Below are 16,534 nucleotides of genomic sequence, written 5' to 3' on the forward strand. Positions count from 1 at the left end.
CCCCGACGTGCCAGAACCTGACCGCCCGCGCGTCCCGCTCAGCGGGTGGGGCCGGTACCCGCGCCGCGACTGCGATGTCGCGGCACCGGGCGACCCGGCCACCGCGGCGGCCGCGCGTTCCCCGAGCCTGCCGCTCATCGCCCGCGGCAACGGCCGCTCCTACGGCGATGCCAGCTTCGGCCCGGGCCTGACCCTCGACATGCGCCGCCTGGGCCGGCTCGTCGCCTTCGACGAGGCGACCGGGGTGCTGACCTGCGAGGCCGGCACGCTCCTCAGCGAGATCATCGCGGTGCTGACGCCGCGCGGCTGGTTCCCGCCGGTGACGCCCGGCACCAAGTTCGTGACCGTCGGCGGCATGGTCGCCTCGGACGTGCACGGCAAGAACCACCACGGGGCGGGCTCGTTCTGCGATCACGTCCTCTCGGTCCGCCTCGCACTGGGCGACGGGACGATCCTGACCTGCTCCCCGACGGAACATGCGGATCTCTTCGCCGCGACCTGCGGCGGAATGGGGCTGACCGGCACCGTGCTGACGGTGACCTTCCGGCTGATCCCGGTGCACTCGTCCAAGATCTTGCAGGAGACGGTCCGCGCGCCCGATCTCGCGACCGCGATCGATCTGTTCGAGGCGGGGGCCGCGCGCACCTACTCGGTCGCCTGGATCGACTGCCTCGCCTCCGGGGCCGATCTCGGCCGGTCAGTGATCATCTTCGGGGAGCACGCCACGCCCGCGGACATCGAGCCGGGTCAGCGGGCGACGCCCTTCGCGCGCCCGGCCCCCCGCCGCAAACGCGTCCCGGTGGATTTCCCCACGGTCGCCCTCAATCGGCTCTCGGTCTCGCTGTTCAACAAGGTCTATTACCGGCTCCAGACGCCGGGCCGGAAGGTCGTCGACATCGATCCGTACTTCTACCCGCTCGACGCCATCCAGGACTGGAACCGGATCTACGGGCGCCACGGCTTCGTCCAGTATCAGTGCGTGCTGCCCCTCGAAACGAGCCGGGACGGGCTGACGGCGCTCCTCACGGAGATCGCCCGCGTCGGGCAGGCCTCCTTCCTGGCGGTGCTCAAGCGGCTCGGGCGCGAGTCGTTCGGCTACCTTTCCTTCCCGCGGGAGGGCTATACCCTGGCCCTCGACTTCCCGGCCCATGCCGACACCTTCGCGCTCCTTGAGCGGCTGGACCGCATCGTGATCGAGGGCGGCGGCCGGCTCTACCTCGCCAAGGACGCGCGGATGCGCGCGCCGATGCTGCGCTCCGGTTATCCCCGGCTGGAGCGCTTCGACGCCGTCCGGCGAAGCTACGGCCTCGATGGGCGTTTCCGATCGGCCCTCTCCGATCGCCTGGAGATCTAGTGTGACGCCATCGTCCGTCCTCATCCTCGGCGCGCGCTCGGATATCGGCCGCGCCGTCGCCCGGCGCTTCGCCCAGAGCGGCGCCTCGGTGATCCTCGCGGCCCGGCGCGCCGACGGCCTGGCCGACGAACTCGCGGATCTCAGGATCCGCTTCAAGGTCGCGGCCGAGGCGATCGAGTTCGACGTGACCGACGGGGAGGCCGAGCGCTTCTTCGACGCGCTCCCGGAACTGCCGCACACCGTCGTCATGGTCGTCGGCCTGCTCGGGGATCAGCCGCGCAGCGAGGCGGATCTCGACGCCGCGAGCGCCGTCATGGCGACCAATTACACCGGGCCGGCCTGCTACCTCCTGGCCGCGGCCCGGCGGATGGCGATGCGCGGCAGCGGCTGCATCGTCGGCATCAGCTCGGTCGCGGGCGACCGGGGTCGGCAATCCAACTACGTCTACGGCTCGGCCAAGGCCGGCTTCACCGCCTTCCTGGCCGGACTGCGCAACCGCCTCTTCCGCCGGGGCGTGACGGTGGTGACGGTCAAGCCGGGCTTCGTGGCGACCGCGATGACCGCTGGGATGAAGCTTCCGCCGCTGCTGACCGCGCAGCCGGACGAGGTCGGACAGGCAATCTTCACGGCCGTGACCAAGGGCAAGGACACGATCTACGTCCGGCCGATCTGGCGGCTGATCATGGCGGTGATCCGGAACGTGCCGGAAATCGTGTTCAAGCGGCTCTCCATGTAATGTACAGGGTTCTTAGAGACGTCATCTCTATCGCCGCCGAATTGGTTGCCATGTGGTTTTCGTTGATGCTGTCCATTTCCTGCTGAGCGTTCGTGGATGGTGTGGCGACGGCGCACTTATGATTGCGTGCATCGTCGGCATCGGAGCGTGATTTCAAGCCCTGTGTTTGCGCGAAACGCGGATTGGATCCCCCGGCGGTTTAAGTCGGGGCAGGTTTGCCGCACCGCGGGGTGATGAGACGGGTCGAACGTCCGGCCGTCGCCGCGGGGCTGCCCGGCCGCAGTCGAGACCGCACGGGCTGCCCGCGCCGGCTTGGGCGACACCAGGCCTCAGCACGGTTCGGGACTTGATAAATCCGGGCTTTGCCGTAAGCCGTCTCCGGTCGCCAGCGCCGAAGATTGACAGAAAAACCTCCTATCCCGCGTCGAGTATTTCAGCTCCCGCTCGGAACGGCTGCCCATGCATTGGAACGACGAATTCCGGCCATCGGTGCTTTCGAGACGGAGGTTGCCCTGGGAGATCATTGATCGTGTTTCAATATGCCTGTTCAGATCTGCATATTCTCATCGCTTAATCCTGAGAGAGAGAAATTAGATGGCGAGTCTGGTTGTCGGCATTCCGAGTTCGGGTCGGAAGGAGTTGTTGAGCCGCACGATCGAGCATCTCAGCCGGCAGGTTCTGCGTCCCGACAAAGTGATCCTCTGCACCCCGGAGGATGAAGAGAGTCAGACGCCGGAATACGACCCGACATTGAACCTGATTCATGTCCAGGCCCCGAAGGGATCCTGCTCGCAGCGCAACGCGATGCTGGACATGTTGAAGGGCGAGGACGGGATCCTGCTCATCATCGACGACGACTTTTTCGTGCATCGGACCTATCTCGCCGCGATTAAGACGATCATGCTGGCCCGTCCGGATATCGCGCTGGCCAACGGCTTCATCATCAAGGACGGGATCATCGGTCCCGGCATCCCGGTGGCGGAGGCGAACAGGATGCTGGAGGAGACGCAGCATGATCCCGCGCGCCCGGTGACCGTGCAGGAGAAGATCGTCGGCTACGGCTGCAACATGGCGATTCGGCTCGAACACGCCAGGAGCGTCCGGTTCGATGAGAATCTGCCGCTCTATGGCTGGCTGGAGGATGTCGACTTCTCGCACCAGCTCAGCAGAACCGGGAAGATCGTCGATGTGTCCGCGGTCGCGGGCGTCCATCTCGGGATCAAGATGGGTCGCACGCCCGGGAAGAAGTTCGGATACTCGCAGATCGTCAATCCGATCTATCTGATCCAGAAGGGGAGCATGAAGAAGAGACATGCGCTGTTCCTCATGCTGCGGAACATGGCGATGAACGTGACGCGGAGTGTTTCTCCCGAGCCGTATCTCGACAGGAGAGGCAGGCTGTTGGGCAACATTCTCGGATTGTGCGATGTGATCCGCGGACGGATCAATCCGCAGGCGGTGGCCCTATTGGATCGACCGAGACCGGGCGAACGCATGGTCCTATAGGACTGAACGCGAGCGCCTGGATGAAACCGATGCGGCAAGCAACGTCTTCCAGAGGGCCAGATCTGCGCGACGCCGGGTCTTGCTGCGGTGACGAGCGGGCGTCGAAAGCCGGTCCTCCGACTCCTTCCTCAGTGTCCGGGGGCCATTTGCAGGAGCCGCGCGGGGGCTTGTCGGGGCCGTGTCGTGTGATCTGGGCGGGATTGGTGTAATGTATGAGATCTTAACGTTAAGAGTAGACCGCTAAATCATGTTGATGGTCCGAAAAGCGCGCTTTCCCGGATCGGTAAGGCTTAATATTGTTGGCACATCAATCAACGGATTGATTTGCCCTAGTTCAGCCGACGTCAAGCAAGAGCCGCCGGCTCGGTGGCCGGAGGCCGGTGTAGAGATCCTGCACAGATCGGCAGGAAATGTCATGCTGTTGAGATCGAGAAAATCTTTGTTGGCATCGTGCCGAAATCCTATATTTGGTGATGAAACGGCCGCTCTATAGGCTGAGGACCGGAGTTATCGAATGGCCGATGTGGATGTCGTCGACAGGATTTCCGGTCTGATGGGGGGGCGGTCGCGCGTCAGATCGCTCGTCAACAGGCTGGGCTACGATACGACGGATTGGGTTCGGACGGTCATGTACCGGGAGTGCTTCTCGTTCATCGAGAGCCTGTCCCCGCATCGGCTCGATACGCTCGAAATCGCGGCCGGTCCGCAATGGAAGCGCAGGTTTCAATTCAAGTCCTATACCGCGGCCGATTATCCGGAATTCGATATCTGCGAGGGTCGGCTCGACCGGACGTTCGATCTCATTATCGCCGATCAGGTCTTCGAGCACCTGAAATGGCCGCAGCGCGCGGGGAAGAACGTCTTCTCCATGCTCAAGCCGGGCGGCACCTTCATCGTCACCACGCCGTTCCTGATCCGGCTGCACGACAGCCCGATCGATTGCTCGCGCTGGACCGAGACGGGGATGTCCTATCTCCTGCAGGAATGCGGCTTCGAGGCGCAGAACATCAAGACCGCCTCCTGGGGCAACCGGGCCTGCGTGCGCGCCAACTTCCGCCGTTGGCCGCGATACGGCTGGTACAAGCCGCTCCATAACGAGAAGAACTTCCCCGTCACGGTCTGGGCGTTTGCCCGACGCTGACCCGGTCGCCCTATAGGGGCACCGGGACAGAGTCTGGGCCGGCGCCGACGAGGCGCCGGCCGATTGGCGCCGTGGTCGGCGCCGGGGCGCAGCCTCCGGATGGCCTGCCCGGGGGGGTCAGGCCGTCGCCTCGGGACCTTCCGTGAATTCCCGCCACAGCAGCACGAGGGCCGCCATCACGGCTGGGCCGAGGAACAGTCCGAGCAGCCCGAAGGTCTCCACGCCGCCGAGGATGCCGAGCAGCACCCACAGGAACGGGAGCTTCGTGGTGCCGCCGATCAGCGCGGGCCGGACGAAGTGGTCGGCCGCGAAGGTGACGACGAGACCGGCCACCGCGACCACGATGGCGGCCTTCGTCGCGCCGGCCGCCACCAGGAGGATGGCCGCGATGGCGATGGCCAGGGCGGCGCCGAACGGGATCATGGCCGCCACGGCGGTGAAGGCGCCGAGCAGGACCGGGTGCGGCACGCCGGCGAAGTAGTAGACGATCCCGAGAATGAACCCTTCTCCGAGGCCGACCAGGACCAGGCCGTCGACGGTGCCGTGGACCGAGGCGACCATCTGGCGGGCGACCCGCTCGCCGCGCGGGCCGAACAGGCGGTGACAGGCGGTGAGCGACTCGTCCCGCACGGTCCGCCAGTCGCGGAACAGGAAGAACAGGGCCACGAGGCTGAAACCGAACAGCACGATCCGGTGCATCACCTCGCGCCCGAAATTGCGGGAGGCCCCGATCACGGAATTGTTCTCGAACCGGTGCAGCAGGTCCGAGCCGGCCTGGGCGTGGCCGAGGTTGTTGTTCCACCAATCGGTCGCCTGTGCGGCCCCGTAGGGCAGGTGCTGGAGAAATTCCGGCGCCGGAACGCCGTTCGCCTCGGCGTTGCGGACGAAATCGGCCACGTCGTGGGCCTCCCGGGCCGCCTGAACGCCCAGGATGGCCAGGGGGGCCAGGAAGACCAGCGCCACCGCTACCGTCATCAGGCTCGGCAGGAGGATGTTGTGCTTGCCCGGCGGGAACCGGTGTTCCAGGCGGGCATAGAGCGGCCACAGGGCGATCGCGAGCACCAGCGCCCAGGCGAGGGCCGGGAGGAACCCGTGCAGGATCCAGAGGCCGAGGGCGGAGAGCGCCAGGACCAGCAGCACGCGGGCCGCGCCCTGCGAGCGGGCGCGCTCGTGCGGCGGTCCATCCTGGAGTGCCGGAGGCGGCGCCTCGATCCGCGCCGGCGGGGCGAGGGGCTTTGTGATCGGTGGCATCCGTCTGATCTCCTGGGGACGCGCAGTCGGTCGCGCCCGTTCGCTCGGGCCTGCGCCGCCGTACGGTACGCACGTCTTCGCACGCGGCGGCGTGCGATGGTGGACACGCGCTGAAACGCCGGGGAACCGCTGCGGTTGCCGCCCCTGATACCCTCGTGTAGAGGTCGCCGCCATTCAGTGGGGCCGTGTATCGGGGCCCGCAGACGCGTAGGATGACCGCGCGGGGTGCGCGCGCCGGGCTGCCCGGCGCCAGGGGGCGCCCCGCCCGACCGATCCGGAATCCGACCAGCCCGCGAGAAGACATGTCCGACGAGCCCGCCCACGGCAGCGCCACCTTCGAGCGCGTGGCCGACATCATAGCCGAGACCGCCGACATCCCCCGGGACAAGATCACCCCCGAGAGTCACGCCATCGACGACCTCGGCATCGACAGCCTCGCCTTCCTCGACATCGCCTTCGCGGTCGACAAGGCGTTCGGGATCAAGCTGCCCCTGGAGCGCTGGACCCAGGAGGTCAACGAGGGCAAGGTCCCGGCGGAAGAGTATTTCGTCCTCAAGAACCTGTGCGCGCGCATCGACGGCCTGGTGGCAGAGAAGGCCGCCAAGGTCTGAGGCCGGCAGCCCGGTCCGCCCCGCCATGCGCCTCGAATATTTCGAGATGATCGATTCCGTGCGGCTCCTCGACCGGGCCGCCGGCCGCATCGAGGCGCTCGCCCGGGTGCCCCTGGAGAGCCCGGTCTTCGAGGGGCACTTCCCCGGCCATCCCCTGGTGCCCGGGGTGCTCCTCACCGAGACGATGGCGCAGGCCTCGGGCTATCTCGTGCTCGCCCATCTGGACTTCGCCCGGATGCCGTTCCTCACCGGGGTCGACAAGGCCCGGTTCCGGTCCTTCGTCGGGCCGGGGGCGGATCTCGTGGTGACGGCGCATCTGGAGCATGACGGCTCCGGCTATGCGGTGACCAAGGCCGCCATCAGCCACGCCGGGAAGGCGCTGTGCGACGCGGAGCTGCGCTTCCGGACCATGCCGTTCCCGGACGGGCTCGATGCGCCGATGCGCGCCCGCGCCCGGGCGATCGGCCTGTTCCCGGACCGGGTGCAGCCGTGAGCCGCCTTGTCGTCGTCACCGGCCTCGGCCTAGTCTCCTGCGCGGGCGAGGGCGTCGAGGCCCACCTTGTCGCCCTCGACGCGGGGGTCGCCCCCCGCACCGACGCCGAGACCTTCGCGCCCTACCCGGTCCATCCCGCGCCGGCGATCGTCTGGGACGGACAGATCCCCAAGCGCAGCGACCAGCGCCAGATGGAGGCGTGGCAGCGCCTCGGCGTCTACGCGGCGGGCCTCGCCCTCGACGCGGCCGGCGTGAAGGACGACGCCGCCTTCAAGCAGGCGCTCCACCTCGTGGTGGCGGCGGGCGGCGGCGAGCGCGACTACGCGGTCGACGGGGCGATCCTGACGGGGCTGCGGGATGCCGCCGATCCGGGCGCCTACCTGAACGAGCGGCTGCAGAACGACCTGCGCCCGACCCTGTTCCTCGCCCAGCTCTCCAACCTGCTGGCCGGCAACATCGCCATCGTGCACGGGGTCACGGGGGCGTCGCGCACCTTCATGGGCGAGGAATCCGCCGGGGTCGACGCCCTGCGGATCGCCCAGGCGCGGGTGGCCTCCGGCCAGATCGACGCGATCCTGGTCGGCGGTTCGTACAGCGCCGAGCGGCCCGACGTGCTGGTGATCCACGAGATGGGCGGCTACCTCGCCCGGGACGCGTTCCGGCCGGTCTTCGAACGCGCGGGGCGGGGCGGGTTCATCCTCGGCAGCTGCGCGGCTTTCCTGATGCTCGAATCGGAGTCCCACGCCGCCGCCCGCGGCGCCCGGCCGCTCGCCCGGCTCGACCCGGTGGCGAGCGACCGCACCCGGCGCGCTCCGGGCAGCGTCGCCGGCAGCCTCGAAGCCCTGTGGGGGCAGGCGGGACTCGTGGCTCCGGACCGGGTCCTGTCCGGCGCGACCGGGGTGGTGCCGATCACCGCGGAGGAGCGGGACACCCTGGCGCGGCTCGCCCCCGGGGCGCACCTGTGCGCCCTCGGCGACGTGATCGGGCACGGGCTCGAAGTGGCGGCCCCCTTCGGGGCGGCCCTGGCGGCCGCCCTGGTCGCCGCCGGCCGCGCCCGCGAGGTCGTCGTGACGACGGTCGGGCATCGCCGCGGCGAGGGCGTCCTCCGCGTCGTTCCGGCCTGACCGGTCCCGGTCTGCAGGGCGTGCCGAATGACACCCGCCGACCATCGCATTTGGATGCCGATGCGGGGCCGAATCCGCTTCGGCCCCGGGCGGGCGACCCGTTCCAGCCCCAGCACCGGGATTCATCGGGCCAGAAAGCGCCCCCGCGCAGACCCGAACACCCGCGGAAACATGCCTCTGCGCTTGCCAAAAAACCGAGACGGCGCTATCTCAACGCCATCGGCACGTGTCCGGATATCTTGGACCGTTACGCCTTCGCAGGGCGGTTCTGACTTTCCTATCGCTATCGGTCGATACCGGCGCTGACCCAAACGGGTAGGAGCCATCACTCACTATGCCTGCGAAGATCAAGGACTGCCATGAGCACCGGAACCGTGAAGTGGTTCAACGAGACCAAGGGCTACGGCTTCATCCAGCCGGATGACGGCGGCAAGGACGTGTTCGTCCACATCTCAGCCGTCGAGCGCGCCGGCCTGCGGGCTCTGAACGAGGGCCAGAAGGTCACCTACGAGCTGGAGACCGACCGCCGCAGCGGCAAGCAGTCCGCCGGCCAGCTCCAGACGGCCTGATCTCCGACCGGACGTCTCTCTCCGAAGCCGCTCCCCAAGAGCGGCTTCTTCGTATCGACCATCCCTTTCGGGGCGTGGCCTTCGCCGCGCCCGACCCAGGAGTGTCTGTGAGCTTTCCGAACAAACAGGGCGTCGTTGATCGCCTGGAGACGGCCGCCAAGGCGCGGTCCGAGATGCTGGCCCGGTTCCGGGCACGTCCGACGGCCGACGATCCGGCCGTCCTGGCCCGTCAGTCGGCCCGCCGCGCCGTGGTCGATGCCCGCGAGGCCCGCATGGCCGAGCGCGCCGCCCAGCGCCAGGCCGAGATCGAGCGCAGCGCCGCCCAGGCCGAGGCCGATCGCCTTGCCGAGATCGAGCGCAAGCAGGCCGAGCAGCTGGCCGCCCAGGAGCGCGCCAAGGCCCTTCAGGCCGAGCAGAAGGCGCAGCGCGACGCGCGTTACCTCGCCCGCAAGGCCAAGGCCCAGAAGCGGCGCTGAACCGCCGCTTCGATATCGCGTCCCAGGAGGCCGGCATGTCCCACAAATTCAAGATCGGCGAACGCGTCCGCCGTCCCCGGCTGGGCCTGCCCGGCGACAAGGGCGAGGGCGAGGTGTTCGAGGTCCTCCGGCTGATGCCGGCGGATCAGACCGGCGAGCCCAGCTACCGGATCCGCACCCAGTCCGGCGAGCGGGCGATCCGCGAGAGCGACCTGGTGGCCGCGCCCCACCTCTGATCTATGCCGGTCCTGGACCGGCCCACCACGGGAGGCCGCGAGGGGTGAGTCGCCACGGCGATGCTCCCCGCTCCGACAGGTCTCCGGAACGGGCCGAACCTTGCTCCGGCGTGATGGAACCCCAGCGGGCGGCAGCCGGTCAGCCGAACTGCTCCCGCAGGATGCGCTCGTCGAGGCTGTGCCCGGGATCGTGCAGGAGCACCAGCTCGGTCGCGCGGTCGAGGGAGGTCTCCACCGTGCAGACCCGGCGGAACTCGGTGTGATCGGCCACCGCCGCCACTGGACGGTGGGGCGCGTCGAGCACGTCGATCCGGATCCGGGCATAGTCCGGCAGCAGCGCGCCGCGCCAGCGCCGGGGCCGGAAGGCCGAGATCGGGGTCAGCGCCAGCAGCTTGGCGTCCAGGGGCAGGATCGGCCCCCCCACCGACAGGTTGTAGGCGGTGGATCCCGCCGCCGTGGCGACCAGCACGCCGTCTGCGATCAGCAGATCGAGCCGGACATGACCGTCCACGGCGATCTTCAGCTTGGCCGTCTGATGGGTCTGGCGCAGCAGATAGACCTCGTTGATCGCCCGCGCCCGGTGCGAGCGGCCCTCGGTGTCGAGCACGTCCATCACCAGCGGATGAATGACGCTGCGCTGCGCGCTGTCCAGGTGCTCCAGGAGGTCGTCGTCCCGGAACTCATTCATCAGGAAGCCGACCGTGCCGCGGTTCATCCCGTAGATTGGCTTCGGGTTGTCCATGAACCGGTGCAGGACCTGAAGCATCAGACCGTCGCCGCCGAGCGCCACCACCACATCCGCCTCCTCGGGCGAGACGTGGTCGTAGCGGCGCATCAGGGCGGCCGCGGCGTCGCGGGCATAGCCGGTCGGGCTCGCCACGAAGGCGATCTTCTTGAAATGCGGCATCGGTCAGGCGAGGCCGGGCGGGGGCGTCGAGGTCGCGTCGGAGGTCACGTCACGGCTCCAGTGCTGACGAGCGAACCGCCCGGTTGACGTCGGTGCCCCGCATGTCCCTCTCTCACCGGACGCATGCGCGACCCGGAGGCATAGCATGGAGCGTCCGCTCCTCGTCTACACCACCTTCCCCGATGCCGCCTCGGCCCTCGACATCGGCGAGGCCCTCGTCCGCGAAGGCCTGATCGCCTGCATCAACGTTCTGCCGGGCATGCGCTCGGTCTACCGTTGGAAGGGCGCGGTGGAGCGCAGCGAGGAGGTGGCGGCGATCCTCAAGAGCCGCGAGGGACTGGCCGAGCCCCTGTCGGCCGCCCTCAAGGCGCGCCATCCCTACGAGACGCCGATCATCCTGCACCTGCCGGTCGCCGGCGCCGACGCCGATACCGCGGCCTGGATCCTGGCCGAGACCGGGTTCGTTGGGGCGCCGGGGCCTTCGACCTGATCGGCGGCCCCGCCCGGAGAGCGCCCGCGGGGCCGGGGCGATCCGGATGCTTCGAACCCGCGCCTGCCGCGTTCTCCCCCGGTCCGTCCGCGCGACCTCGGCAAGCCGGCCGTGACCACGCGTGCCGAAGGCGGGCCGAACGCTCCGTGGCCGGCACGATGGGGAAGATGACACCATGGCATCATCGAAGACCGGACGTCGCGTCGCTGCGCTCCTCATGGCGGTCGCTCCAGGCTGCGCGGGTGTCCGGGCGGCCGACGGCCCGCCGCCGATGACCATCGTGCCGGCGCCGTCCGGTCCGGCGGGTCTCGCCACCGCCGATCCGCCCGCCCTCCGGTATGGCGTCCTCTACGCTGACGCCGCAGGACGCAGCCATGTCCAATATTGCGATCTGACGAACTTCACCTTCAAGAGCTACGCCCCGCCCGCGCCACCGCAATACGTCGGCACGCCGCCGGGCGACGTGGCGGCGATCGCCTACGCGGTGCTGCCGGTCGGCTATGTCGGCCCGTGGCACAGCGCGCCCGGCCCGCAATGGGTGATCACCCTCTCGGGACGCTGGTCGGTGGAGGCGACGGACGGCACCGTGCTGGAGCAGGGACCGGGGGAGGTCCAGTTCAACGCCGATGCGGGGTCGACCCCTCAGGGGCCGGATGGCCGGGCCGGGCACCTCACCCGGCAGGTCGGCGCCGCGCCGACCGTGCAGCTCATCGTGTCGTCGAAGAAGCCGCTGCCGGGGCAGGCCTCCGGCACCGGTCCCTGCGAGCCGGCCCCGAAATGACCGGCCGCGCGGATCGGAGCCAGCGGGACGCAGGGGCTTCTCAGACGCCGCTCACCGGATAGCTCCGGCCCTTCCAGGTCGCGGCGCCGGCGCGCTCCCGGCGCAGCAGCACGTTCCACTGGATCGCCAGCGCCACCGCGACCGCGGCCGGGTGGAGCGGGATCGTCGCCAGGGGGGCCCGAACCGCCAGGGTGATGGCGCCCCGGGTTGCCAGCGACAGGGCGAAAGCGGCCGACGCGAGGGCCAGGGCGGCGGGCGGTGCGAGGCCGAGCAGGCCGGCCGCCACGAGGAGTGGCGGCAGCAGCTGTCCGGCTCCGAGCAGCAGGGTCCAGACCGGTAGGGCCCGGGGCGTGGCCATGCCCTCGTGGGCGTTCTTGGAGAAGCCCGCCCAGGCCTGTGCGAAGGTCTGATACATCCGGCAGGTCGCCAGGGAGGCTGCCGCAACCAGGTCCGTCCGGTAGCCCGCTGCGCGGAACAGGCGCGGCAGGCGGACGCCATCGTGCAGCGCGGCGCGGATGGCGCCGTGGCCCCCGGTGGCCGCGTAGGCCGCCGTCTCGAACAGGATGAGCTGGCCGCAGGCCGCCCCGAGGGACGGGTCGGGCAGGCGGCGCATCAGCGGCACCGGCAGGTAGCCCAGCAGCAGGAAGTCGATCATCGGCACGGTGAGCTTCTCGCCCAGCGTATCGACGCGCTGCCGCGGAACGCCGCTCACCAGCGCCGCGCCGGTGCGGCGGGCCCGCGCCGCCAGGGAGGCGGCGGCTTCGGGGGCGAGGCACACGTCGGCGTCGATGAACAGCAGGTGGCGCCCGCGCGCGAGACCGGCCATGTGGCTGCAGGCGTGGTTCTTGCCGGTCCAGCCCTCGGGCAGCGGCGGCACGGCGGCGAGGCGCAGGCGCGGATCGGCGATGGCGCGCACGATCTCGGGGGTCGCGTCCGTGGAATGGTCGTCGCCGACGATCACCTCCACCGGCACCATCGCGCTGGCGAGCGCCGCCCGGACGGTGGCGGCGATGTTGCCGGCCTCGTTGCGGGCCGGGATCAGGATCGAGACGAGGCCGGGATCCGCCTCCGGCTCAGGCCGGCGCAGGACGGCGAGGTTCACCGCCGCCACGACGGCCGGCAGGAGGGTCAGGACCAGGCCGAGCAGGGCGAGGGCGGTGAGAATCCAGTCGGTCATGGTTCACCGCACCGGGATGGGACGTCGCCGGTTCCTAGACCATGCCGGGCGGGCCGGGCGGAAGCGGTCATGCGACGCGATCCCGCCCGTCCGCGGGGCGGTGGGCCGGGTCGAAGCGGCGCCCGGAGAGCCGGGCCGCCAGATGCCGCCAGAAGTCGTAGACGCCGCCGACACCCTTGCGACCCGAGACCAGGGCTCGGAAGCGTTCGGGTTCGCGGCTGATCACATCGGCGCCGAGCCGATCCAGGGTCGCGGTCAGATCGCCCTCCAGGCGGGCGAGCCGCGCCGGCCGGGGGAGGGCGGCGAGTTCCGCTCCGGGTATGCCGCGCCCGAAGGCCGCGAAGGCCCCGGCGCCACGCTCGTCCCAGAAGGCGTATTCCAGGGCGAGCGGCACGAACAGGGCGTCGGGGGCGAGTTCGGCCAGGCGTGCCACGCCCGGTCGCAGGCCCAGCGGCCTTGTACGGGCGTCGGCGAAGCGGCCCTGCGCGGTGATCCAGAGCATGCCGTCCGGCGCCGCCAGGATCGCCCGGGCGGCATCGAGGAACTGCGCCGCTCCTCGCGGGCTGTCGAGGTCGACCGCGAAGGCGCCGATCCGCGCGAAGATGCGGTAGCGCGCCAGCGTCGCGGCGTCGAAGGGCGCCCGGCTCAGCCGCTCCGGGTACAGGCGGCCGGCCAGGACGAGGATCACGGCCGCGTCCCACCAGGCCGGATGGTTGCTGTAGATCACCAGGGGGCCGCGATGGTCGCGTGCCGGCGGCGTGCTCCAGAGCGGCAGGCGCAGGGCGTCGAGGTGGCGATGCAGGTAGCGCTCGAACCACGCCACCATGAAGTCGCGGATCCGGCGCGAGACCGGGGGCAGGGCGGCGATGCGCGTCCGTCTCCCGCCCCCCGGCCGGTCCGGGGCCTGCCCGGGCAAGCCCGAACCGGGATCGGGGGCGGGGGGAGGCGCGGCCGCCGCTGTCACGCCGTCTCGCGCAGGGCGCCGCGGGCGTCCTGATCGTGCGCGTCGGCGGCGATCCAGCCGGACATCATCACCATGGGCATGCCGGGCCCGGGATGGGCGGCGCCACCGGCGAGATAGAGCCCGCGCACCTGCCGCGAGCGGTTGCCGGGCTTGAACGCGCCCATCACCCGCCCGTGCGAGGCGAGCCCGTAGATCGCGCCGTTCAGGACGCGATAGCGCTCATGGATGTCCTGCGGCGTCAGGTGGCGCTCGACCACGATGCGCTCCTCCAGGTCCGGCATGCCGGCGGTGCGCTTAAGCTTGTCGAGGATGGTCCGCCGGTAGTTCTGGAACAGCGGCCCGTCCGGGCGCCAGTCGTGGTGCGGCCGGAGATAGGGCGTGTGCACCAGGACGTAGAGGGCTTCCCCGCCCTCGGGCGCCACGCTCGGGTCGGTGGAGGAGGGGGCCGCAAGATAGGCGGTCGGGTCCGGGGCCGGCTCGCCCTTGTTGTAGATGTAGTCGAACTCCTCCTCGGGGTCCCGGGAGAAGACGAAATCGTGGTGGTTCAGGTGTTCGTAGCGCCTGTTCAGCCCGAGATAGAGCACCACGCCAGAGCAGGCCGGCTCGGGGTTCTTCTTCGCGTAGGCCTTGCCGGCCGCGCCGCCGACGAGTTCCCGGTAGGTGCGCACCGAATCCATGTTGGAGATCACCGCGTCGAAGGGCGTCACGCCCGTGGCGGTCCGCACCCCCCGGACCGCGCCGTTCGCGGTCTCGATCCCGGTCACCTCGGTGTCGGTCTTGCAGGTGGCGCCGAGTTCCTGGGCGAGCTTCGCCAGCCCCTCCGCCACCGCGCGGGTGCCGCCCATCGGGTACCAGACCCCGTCGGCGGTCTGCATGTGCGCGATGGCGCAGAGCACCGCCGGCGCGCCGTAGGGCGAGGAGCCAACATATTGCACGAAGTGGTCGAGCATCTGCGCGAGCCGCGCGTCCTTGACCTTGCCGCGGATCGTCGAGGCGACGGAGGCGTGCATGCGCAGGGACAGCACGTCGCGCAGCGTGCCGGGATTCATGTTGGCGCGGATGTTGATCGTATCGAACAGGTCCTCCACGGGCTTCCAGAAGAAGAATTTTTCTGAAACCCCGTGAAGGTGCTCCGAGATGGTGAGGAATTTCTTGTAGCCGTCACCGGTGCCGGGGGCGAAGCGATCCATGTCGCCGGCCATCCGCTCGATGTCCTGCATCAGGTCGATATGGGTGCCGTCGTCGAAGAAGCAGCGCCACTGCGGGTCGAGGCGGCGCAGGTCCATGTAATCGTGGACCGAGCGGCCGGCCTCCGCGAAGATCCGCTCCAGGACGCGCGGCACGGTCAGGATGGTCGGTCCCATGTCGAAGCGGAAGCCGCCCTCGTGCAGCACCGCCGCCTTGCCGCCGAGCCAGCCGTTCTTGTCGTAGACCGTCACGCGGTGGCCCCGCGCCGCCGCGACGCACGCGGCTGCGAGTCCGCCGAGCCCGCTGCCGATGACGGCGACCGTGGAATCCTGGCTCATCCTGACGTGTCGCTCCCCGGGCCGTGGAACCGGCCCGCAGAAGCGAAGCTAGACCTGGGACCGGGCGGGTCAACGCGCCACCCCGTCGCGGTGACGAATCTTCAGCGGGCCGTCGTCGACAACTGCGCCAGGAAGTTGCCGATTTCCCGGCGGCGCAGATCCGCATCGAGGACCTCCGGGCCGATCCCGTGCCGCCAAGCCAGGCGACGGGCCGCCTCCGGGTCTGTCCCCTGCAGGCCGGCGATCTCGTCGGCATAGACGGCCACGGCCCTTGGATCCTCCGCGAAACCGGCCTCTACCAGGGCCGTGTCGCAGAGGCGCAGCATCGCAGCCAACTCGTCGAGAGCGAGTTCCGGATGGTATTGCGTCCCCCAGAACCAGCCGGCGCCGTGCCGGATCTCGAGGGCCTGGATGCCGAGAACACGATTGCCGGCGAGCACGCGGGCGTTCGGGGGCGGCTCCAGCACGGCATCCGAGTGGATCGCCGGGGCGTCCCAGGTGGCCGGGCGGCCGGCGAGCAGCGGATGGGTTCGGCCCTCCTCCGTCGGCGTGATCGCCCGGGCGAACCCGTATTCGGGCCCGCGCGGGTTCTCGGCGGCCGTACCGCCGGTCACCGTGGCGGCGACCTGCACGCCCCAGCACGAGCCGAAGACCGCGAGCCCCGCCTCCAGGGCCGTCCGCATCAGGTCGAGCTGCCGGTGCACCGCGGGCGTGTCCTCCGCGACCTTGAGGGTCGATCCGGTGAAGATCAGCCCGTCGAAATCCGCGAGGCCCGCCGGCAGGGCGGCGTCGGCATCGGCCGGGCTGACGAGGCGGCAGGTGGTCCCGGGTGCCAGATCCCGCACGACCGCCGCGTAGGATTCGGCCGAGGTCCGGCCCGTGGCGGCGACGTGCCGGTCGCGGGCCGCGCGATCGTTGCCGTCGGCGATGAGCAGGCGCAGCATGGGGTTCCTTCGTCGAGCGGGCCCGGACCGTGCCCGATCGCGGCGACCGTGTCCGCGCGCGGCTGGTCGCAGGGCGGGCGCGGATCGTCGCGCCCCGGCCCGTTTCGAAGCGATGCCGAGCGGGTGCCTCGGCTCCCGGTATTCAGGATGGCAGAATACAGTATCCGATGATCGGATCGGCCGGTCTGCCGCTGTGATCGGCGGATATATGCGGCGACATCCAAACAGAGGATGCGCCATGGCTGGTT

General features: G+C 69.9%; 18 protein-coding genes. 12 read left to right on the top strand and 6 right to left on the bottom strand.

The window, feature by feature from the left end; translation table 11 throughout:
• The first annotated feature begins 7 nt into the window (after window positions 1-7).
• The 4 genes from AC3IF3_RS15745 (at window position 8) to AC3IF3_RS15760 (ending at window position 4,737) form a co-directional block, all read left to right on the top strand.
• Complete coding sequence (locus tag AC3IF3_RS15745) at window positions 8-1,354, top strand: FAD-binding protein (protein ID WP_489229468.1); 1,347 nt, start codon at window positions 8-10, stop codon at window positions 1,352-1,354.
• Entirely contained in the window at window positions 1,311-2,090 is a 780-nt protein-coding gene (locus AC3IF3_RS15750) for an SDR family oxidoreductase (RefSeq protein WP_243966844.1), read from the top strand. Before AC3IF3_RS15745 ends, AC3IF3_RS15750 begins: the two co-directional genes overlap by 44 nt.
• A gap of 594 nt (window positions 2,091-2,684) precedes the next feature.
• Window positions 2,685-3,596 carry a glycosyltransferase family 2 protein gene (locus tag AC3IF3_RS15755; RefSeq protein WP_243966845.1) on the top strand — a complete coding sequence of 304 codons (912 nt, stop codon included), beginning with the start codon at window positions 2,685-2,687 and terminating at the stop codon, window positions 3,594-3,596.
• A gap of 514 nt (window positions 3,597-4,110) precedes the next feature.
• A complete protein-coding gene (locus AC3IF3_RS15760; RefSeq protein WP_243966846.1) occupies window positions 4,111-4,737 on the top strand; it encodes a class I SAM-dependent methyltransferase in 627 nt (208 codons plus the stop codon).
• A gap of 117 nt (window positions 4,738-4,854) precedes the next feature.
• On the opposite strand, the gene AC3IF3_RS15765 is transcribed toward AC3IF3_RS15760, so the two are convergent.
• Window positions 4,855-5,988 carry an AI-2E family transporter gene (locus AC3IF3_RS15765; RefSeq protein ID WP_243966847.1) on the bottom strand — a complete coding sequence of 378 codons (1,134 nt, stop codon included), beginning with the start codon at window positions 5,986-5,988 and terminating at the stop codon, window positions 4,855-4,857.
• Between the two features lie 302 nt (window positions 5,989-6,290).
• Between AC3IF3_RS15765 and AC3IF3_RS15770 the strand changes: the two genes are divergently transcribed.
• The 6 genes from AC3IF3_RS15770 (at window position 6,291) to AC3IF3_RS15795 (ending at window position 9,497) form a co-directional block, all read left to right on the top strand.
• Window positions 6,291-6,599 carry an acyl carrier protein gene (locus tag AC3IF3_RS15770; RefSeq protein WP_010683687.1) on the top strand — a complete coding sequence of 103 codons (309 nt, stop codon included), beginning with the start codon at window positions 6,291-6,293 and terminating at the stop codon, window positions 6,597-6,599.
• 25 nt (window positions 6,600-6,624) lie between these two features.
• Window positions 6,625-7,092, top strand: a complete 468-nt coding sequence (locus tag AC3IF3_RS15775) for a 3-hydroxyacyl-ACP dehydratase FabZ family protein (RefSeq protein WP_489229469.1) — start codon at window positions 6,625-6,627, stop codon at window positions 7,090-7,092.
• Window positions 7,089-8,216, top strand: coding sequence for a beta-ketoacyl-ACP synthase (locus AC3IF3_RS15780; protein WP_489229470.1), 1,128 nt, complete (start codon window positions 7,089-7,091; stop codon window positions 8,214-8,216). The genes AC3IF3_RS15775 and AC3IF3_RS15780 overlap by 4 nt, the downstream gene beginning before the upstream one ends.
• Before the next feature lie 359 nt (window positions 8,217-8,575).
• The gene (locus tag AC3IF3_RS15785) at window positions 8,576-8,785 is read left to right on the top strand and encodes a cold-shock protein (protein WP_243966850.1); all 210 of its coding nucleotides are present in this window, start codon (window positions 8,576-8,578) and stop codon (window positions 8,783-8,785) included.
• A 107-nt stretch (window positions 8,786-8,892) separates the two neighbouring features.
• Entirely contained in the window at window positions 8,893-9,261 is a 369-nt protein-coding gene (locus AC3IF3_RS15790) for a DUF6481 family protein (RefSeq protein ID WP_243966851.1), read from the top strand.
• Between the two features lie 35 nt (window positions 9,262-9,296).
• Complete coding sequence (locus AC3IF3_RS15795) at window positions 9,297-9,497, top strand: hypothetical protein (RefSeq protein WP_243966853.1); 201 nt, start codon at window positions 9,297-9,299, stop codon at window positions 9,495-9,497.
• Between the two features lie 139 nt (window positions 9,498-9,636).
• Here AC3IF3_RS15795 and AC3IF3_RS15800 read toward each other — a convergent pair whose 3' ends face one another.
• On the bottom strand, window positions 9,637-10,404 hold the full coding sequence (locus tag AC3IF3_RS15800; RefSeq protein ID WP_243966854.1) for an NAD kinase: 768 nt from the start codon (window positions 10,402-10,404) through the stop codon (window positions 9,637-9,639).
• A gap of 145 nt (window positions 10,405-10,549) precedes the next feature.
• On the opposite strand from AC3IF3_RS15800, the gene cutA reads away from it, so the two are divergent.
• Window positions 10,550-10,894 carry a divalent-cation tolerance protein CutA gene (gene cutA / locus AC3IF3_RS15805; protein ID WP_489229471.1) on the top strand — a complete coding sequence of 115 codons (345 nt, stop codon included), beginning with the start codon at window positions 10,550-10,552 and terminating at the stop codon, window positions 10,892-10,894.
• 175 nt (window positions 10,895-11,069) lie between these two features.
• The gene (locus tag AC3IF3_RS15810; RefSeq protein ID WP_489229472.1) at window positions 11,070-11,675 is read left to right on the top strand and encodes a hypothetical protein; all 606 of its coding nucleotides are present in this window, start codon (window positions 11,070-11,072) and stop codon (window positions 11,673-11,675) included.
• 40 nt (window positions 11,676-11,715) lie between these two features.
• On the opposite strand, the gene AC3IF3_RS15815 is transcribed toward AC3IF3_RS15810, so the two are convergent.
• The 4 genes from AC3IF3_RS15815 to AC3IF3_RS15830 form a co-directional block, all read right to left on the bottom strand.
• Window positions 11,716-12,852, bottom strand: coding sequence for a glycosyltransferase family 2 protein (locus tag AC3IF3_RS15815; protein WP_489229473.1), 1,137 nt, complete (start codon window positions 12,850-12,852; stop codon window positions 11,716-11,718).
• Window positions 12,853-12,919: 67 nt separating this feature from the next.
• Entirely contained in the window at window positions 12,920-13,678 is a 759-nt protein-coding gene (locus tag AC3IF3_RS15820; protein WP_489231313.1) for a lysophospholipid acyltransferase family protein, read from the bottom strand.
• A 134-nt stretch (window positions 13,679-13,812) separates the two neighbouring features.
• Window positions 13,813-15,342, bottom strand: coding sequence for a phytoene desaturase family protein (locus AC3IF3_RS15825; RefSeq protein WP_489229474.1), 1,530 nt, complete (start codon window positions 15,340-15,342; stop codon window positions 13,813-13,815).
• A 101-nt stretch (window positions 15,343-15,443) separates the two neighbouring features.
• Complete coding sequence (locus AC3IF3_RS15830) at window positions 15,444-16,286, bottom strand: type 1 glutamine amidotransferase (RefSeq protein WP_489217154.1); 843 nt, start codon at window positions 16,284-16,286, stop codon at window positions 15,444-15,446.
• Window positions 16,287-16,534 lie beyond the last annotated feature (248 nt).

The organism is Methylobacterium sp. J-118 (genome assembly GCF_057836565.1).

Excerpts from the sequence above, each read along its gene's own strand:
- AC3IF3_RS15750 (WP_243966844.1), top strand. The coding sequence starts at position 1,311 with ATGGGCGTTTCCGATCGGCCCTCTCCGATCGCCTGGAGATCTAGTGTG.
- AC3IF3_RS15755 (WP_243966845.1), top strand. The coding sequence starts at position 2,685 with ATGGCGAGTCTGGTTGTCGGCATTCCGAGTTCGGGTCGGAAGGAGTTG.
- AC3IF3_RS15760 (WP_243966846.1), top strand. The coding sequence starts at position 4,111 with ATGGCCGATGTGGATGTCGTCGACAGGATTTCCGGTCTGATGGGGGGG.
- AC3IF3_RS15765 (WP_243966847.1), bottom strand. The coding sequence starts at position 5,988 with ATGCCACCGATCACAAAGCCCCTCGCCCCGCCGGCGCGGATCGAGGCG.
- AC3IF3_RS15770 (WP_010683687.1), top strand. The coding sequence starts at position 6,291 with ATGTCCGACGAGCCCGCCCACGGCAGCGCCACCTTCGAGCGCGTGGCC.
- AC3IF3_RS15775 (WP_489229469.1), top strand. The coding sequence starts at position 6,625 with ATGCGCCTCGAATATTTCGAGATGATCGATTCCGTGCGGCTCCTCGAC.
- AC3IF3_RS15785 (WP_243966850.1), top strand. The coding sequence starts at position 8,576 with ATGAGCACCGGAACCGTGAAGTGGTTCAACGAGACCAAGGGCTACGGC.
- AC3IF3_RS15795 (WP_243966853.1), top strand. The coding sequence starts at position 9,297 with ATGTCCCACAAATTCAAGATCGGCGAACGCGTCCGCCGTCCCCGGCTG.
- AC3IF3_RS15800 (WP_243966854.1), bottom strand. The coding sequence starts at position 10,404 with ATGCCGCATTTCAAGAAGATCGCCTTCGTGGCGAGCCCGACCGGCTAT.
- cutA (WP_489229471.1), top strand. The coding sequence starts at position 10,550 with ATGGAGCGTCCGCTCCTCGTCTACACCACCTTCCCCGATGCCGCCTCG.
- AC3IF3_RS15810 (WP_489229472.1), top strand. The coding sequence starts at position 11,070 with ATGGCATCATCGAAGACCGGACGTCGCGTCGCTGCGCTCCTCATGGCG.
- AC3IF3_RS15815 (WP_489229473.1), bottom strand. The coding sequence starts at position 12,852 with ATGACCGACTGGATTCTCACCGCCCTCGCCCTGCTCGGCCTGGTCCTG.
- AC3IF3_RS15820 (WP_489231313.1), bottom strand. The coding sequence starts at position 13,678 with ATGGTGGCGTGGTTCGAGCGCTACCTGCATCGCCACCTCGACGCCCTG.
- AC3IF3_RS15825 (WP_489229474.1), bottom strand. The coding sequence starts at position 15,342 with ATGAGCCAGGATTCCACGGTCGCCGTCATCGGCAGCGGGCTCGGCGGA.
- AC3IF3_RS15830 (WP_489217154.1), bottom strand. The coding sequence starts at position 16,286 with ATGCTGCGCCTGCTCATCGCCGACGGCAACGATCGCGCGGCCCGCGAC.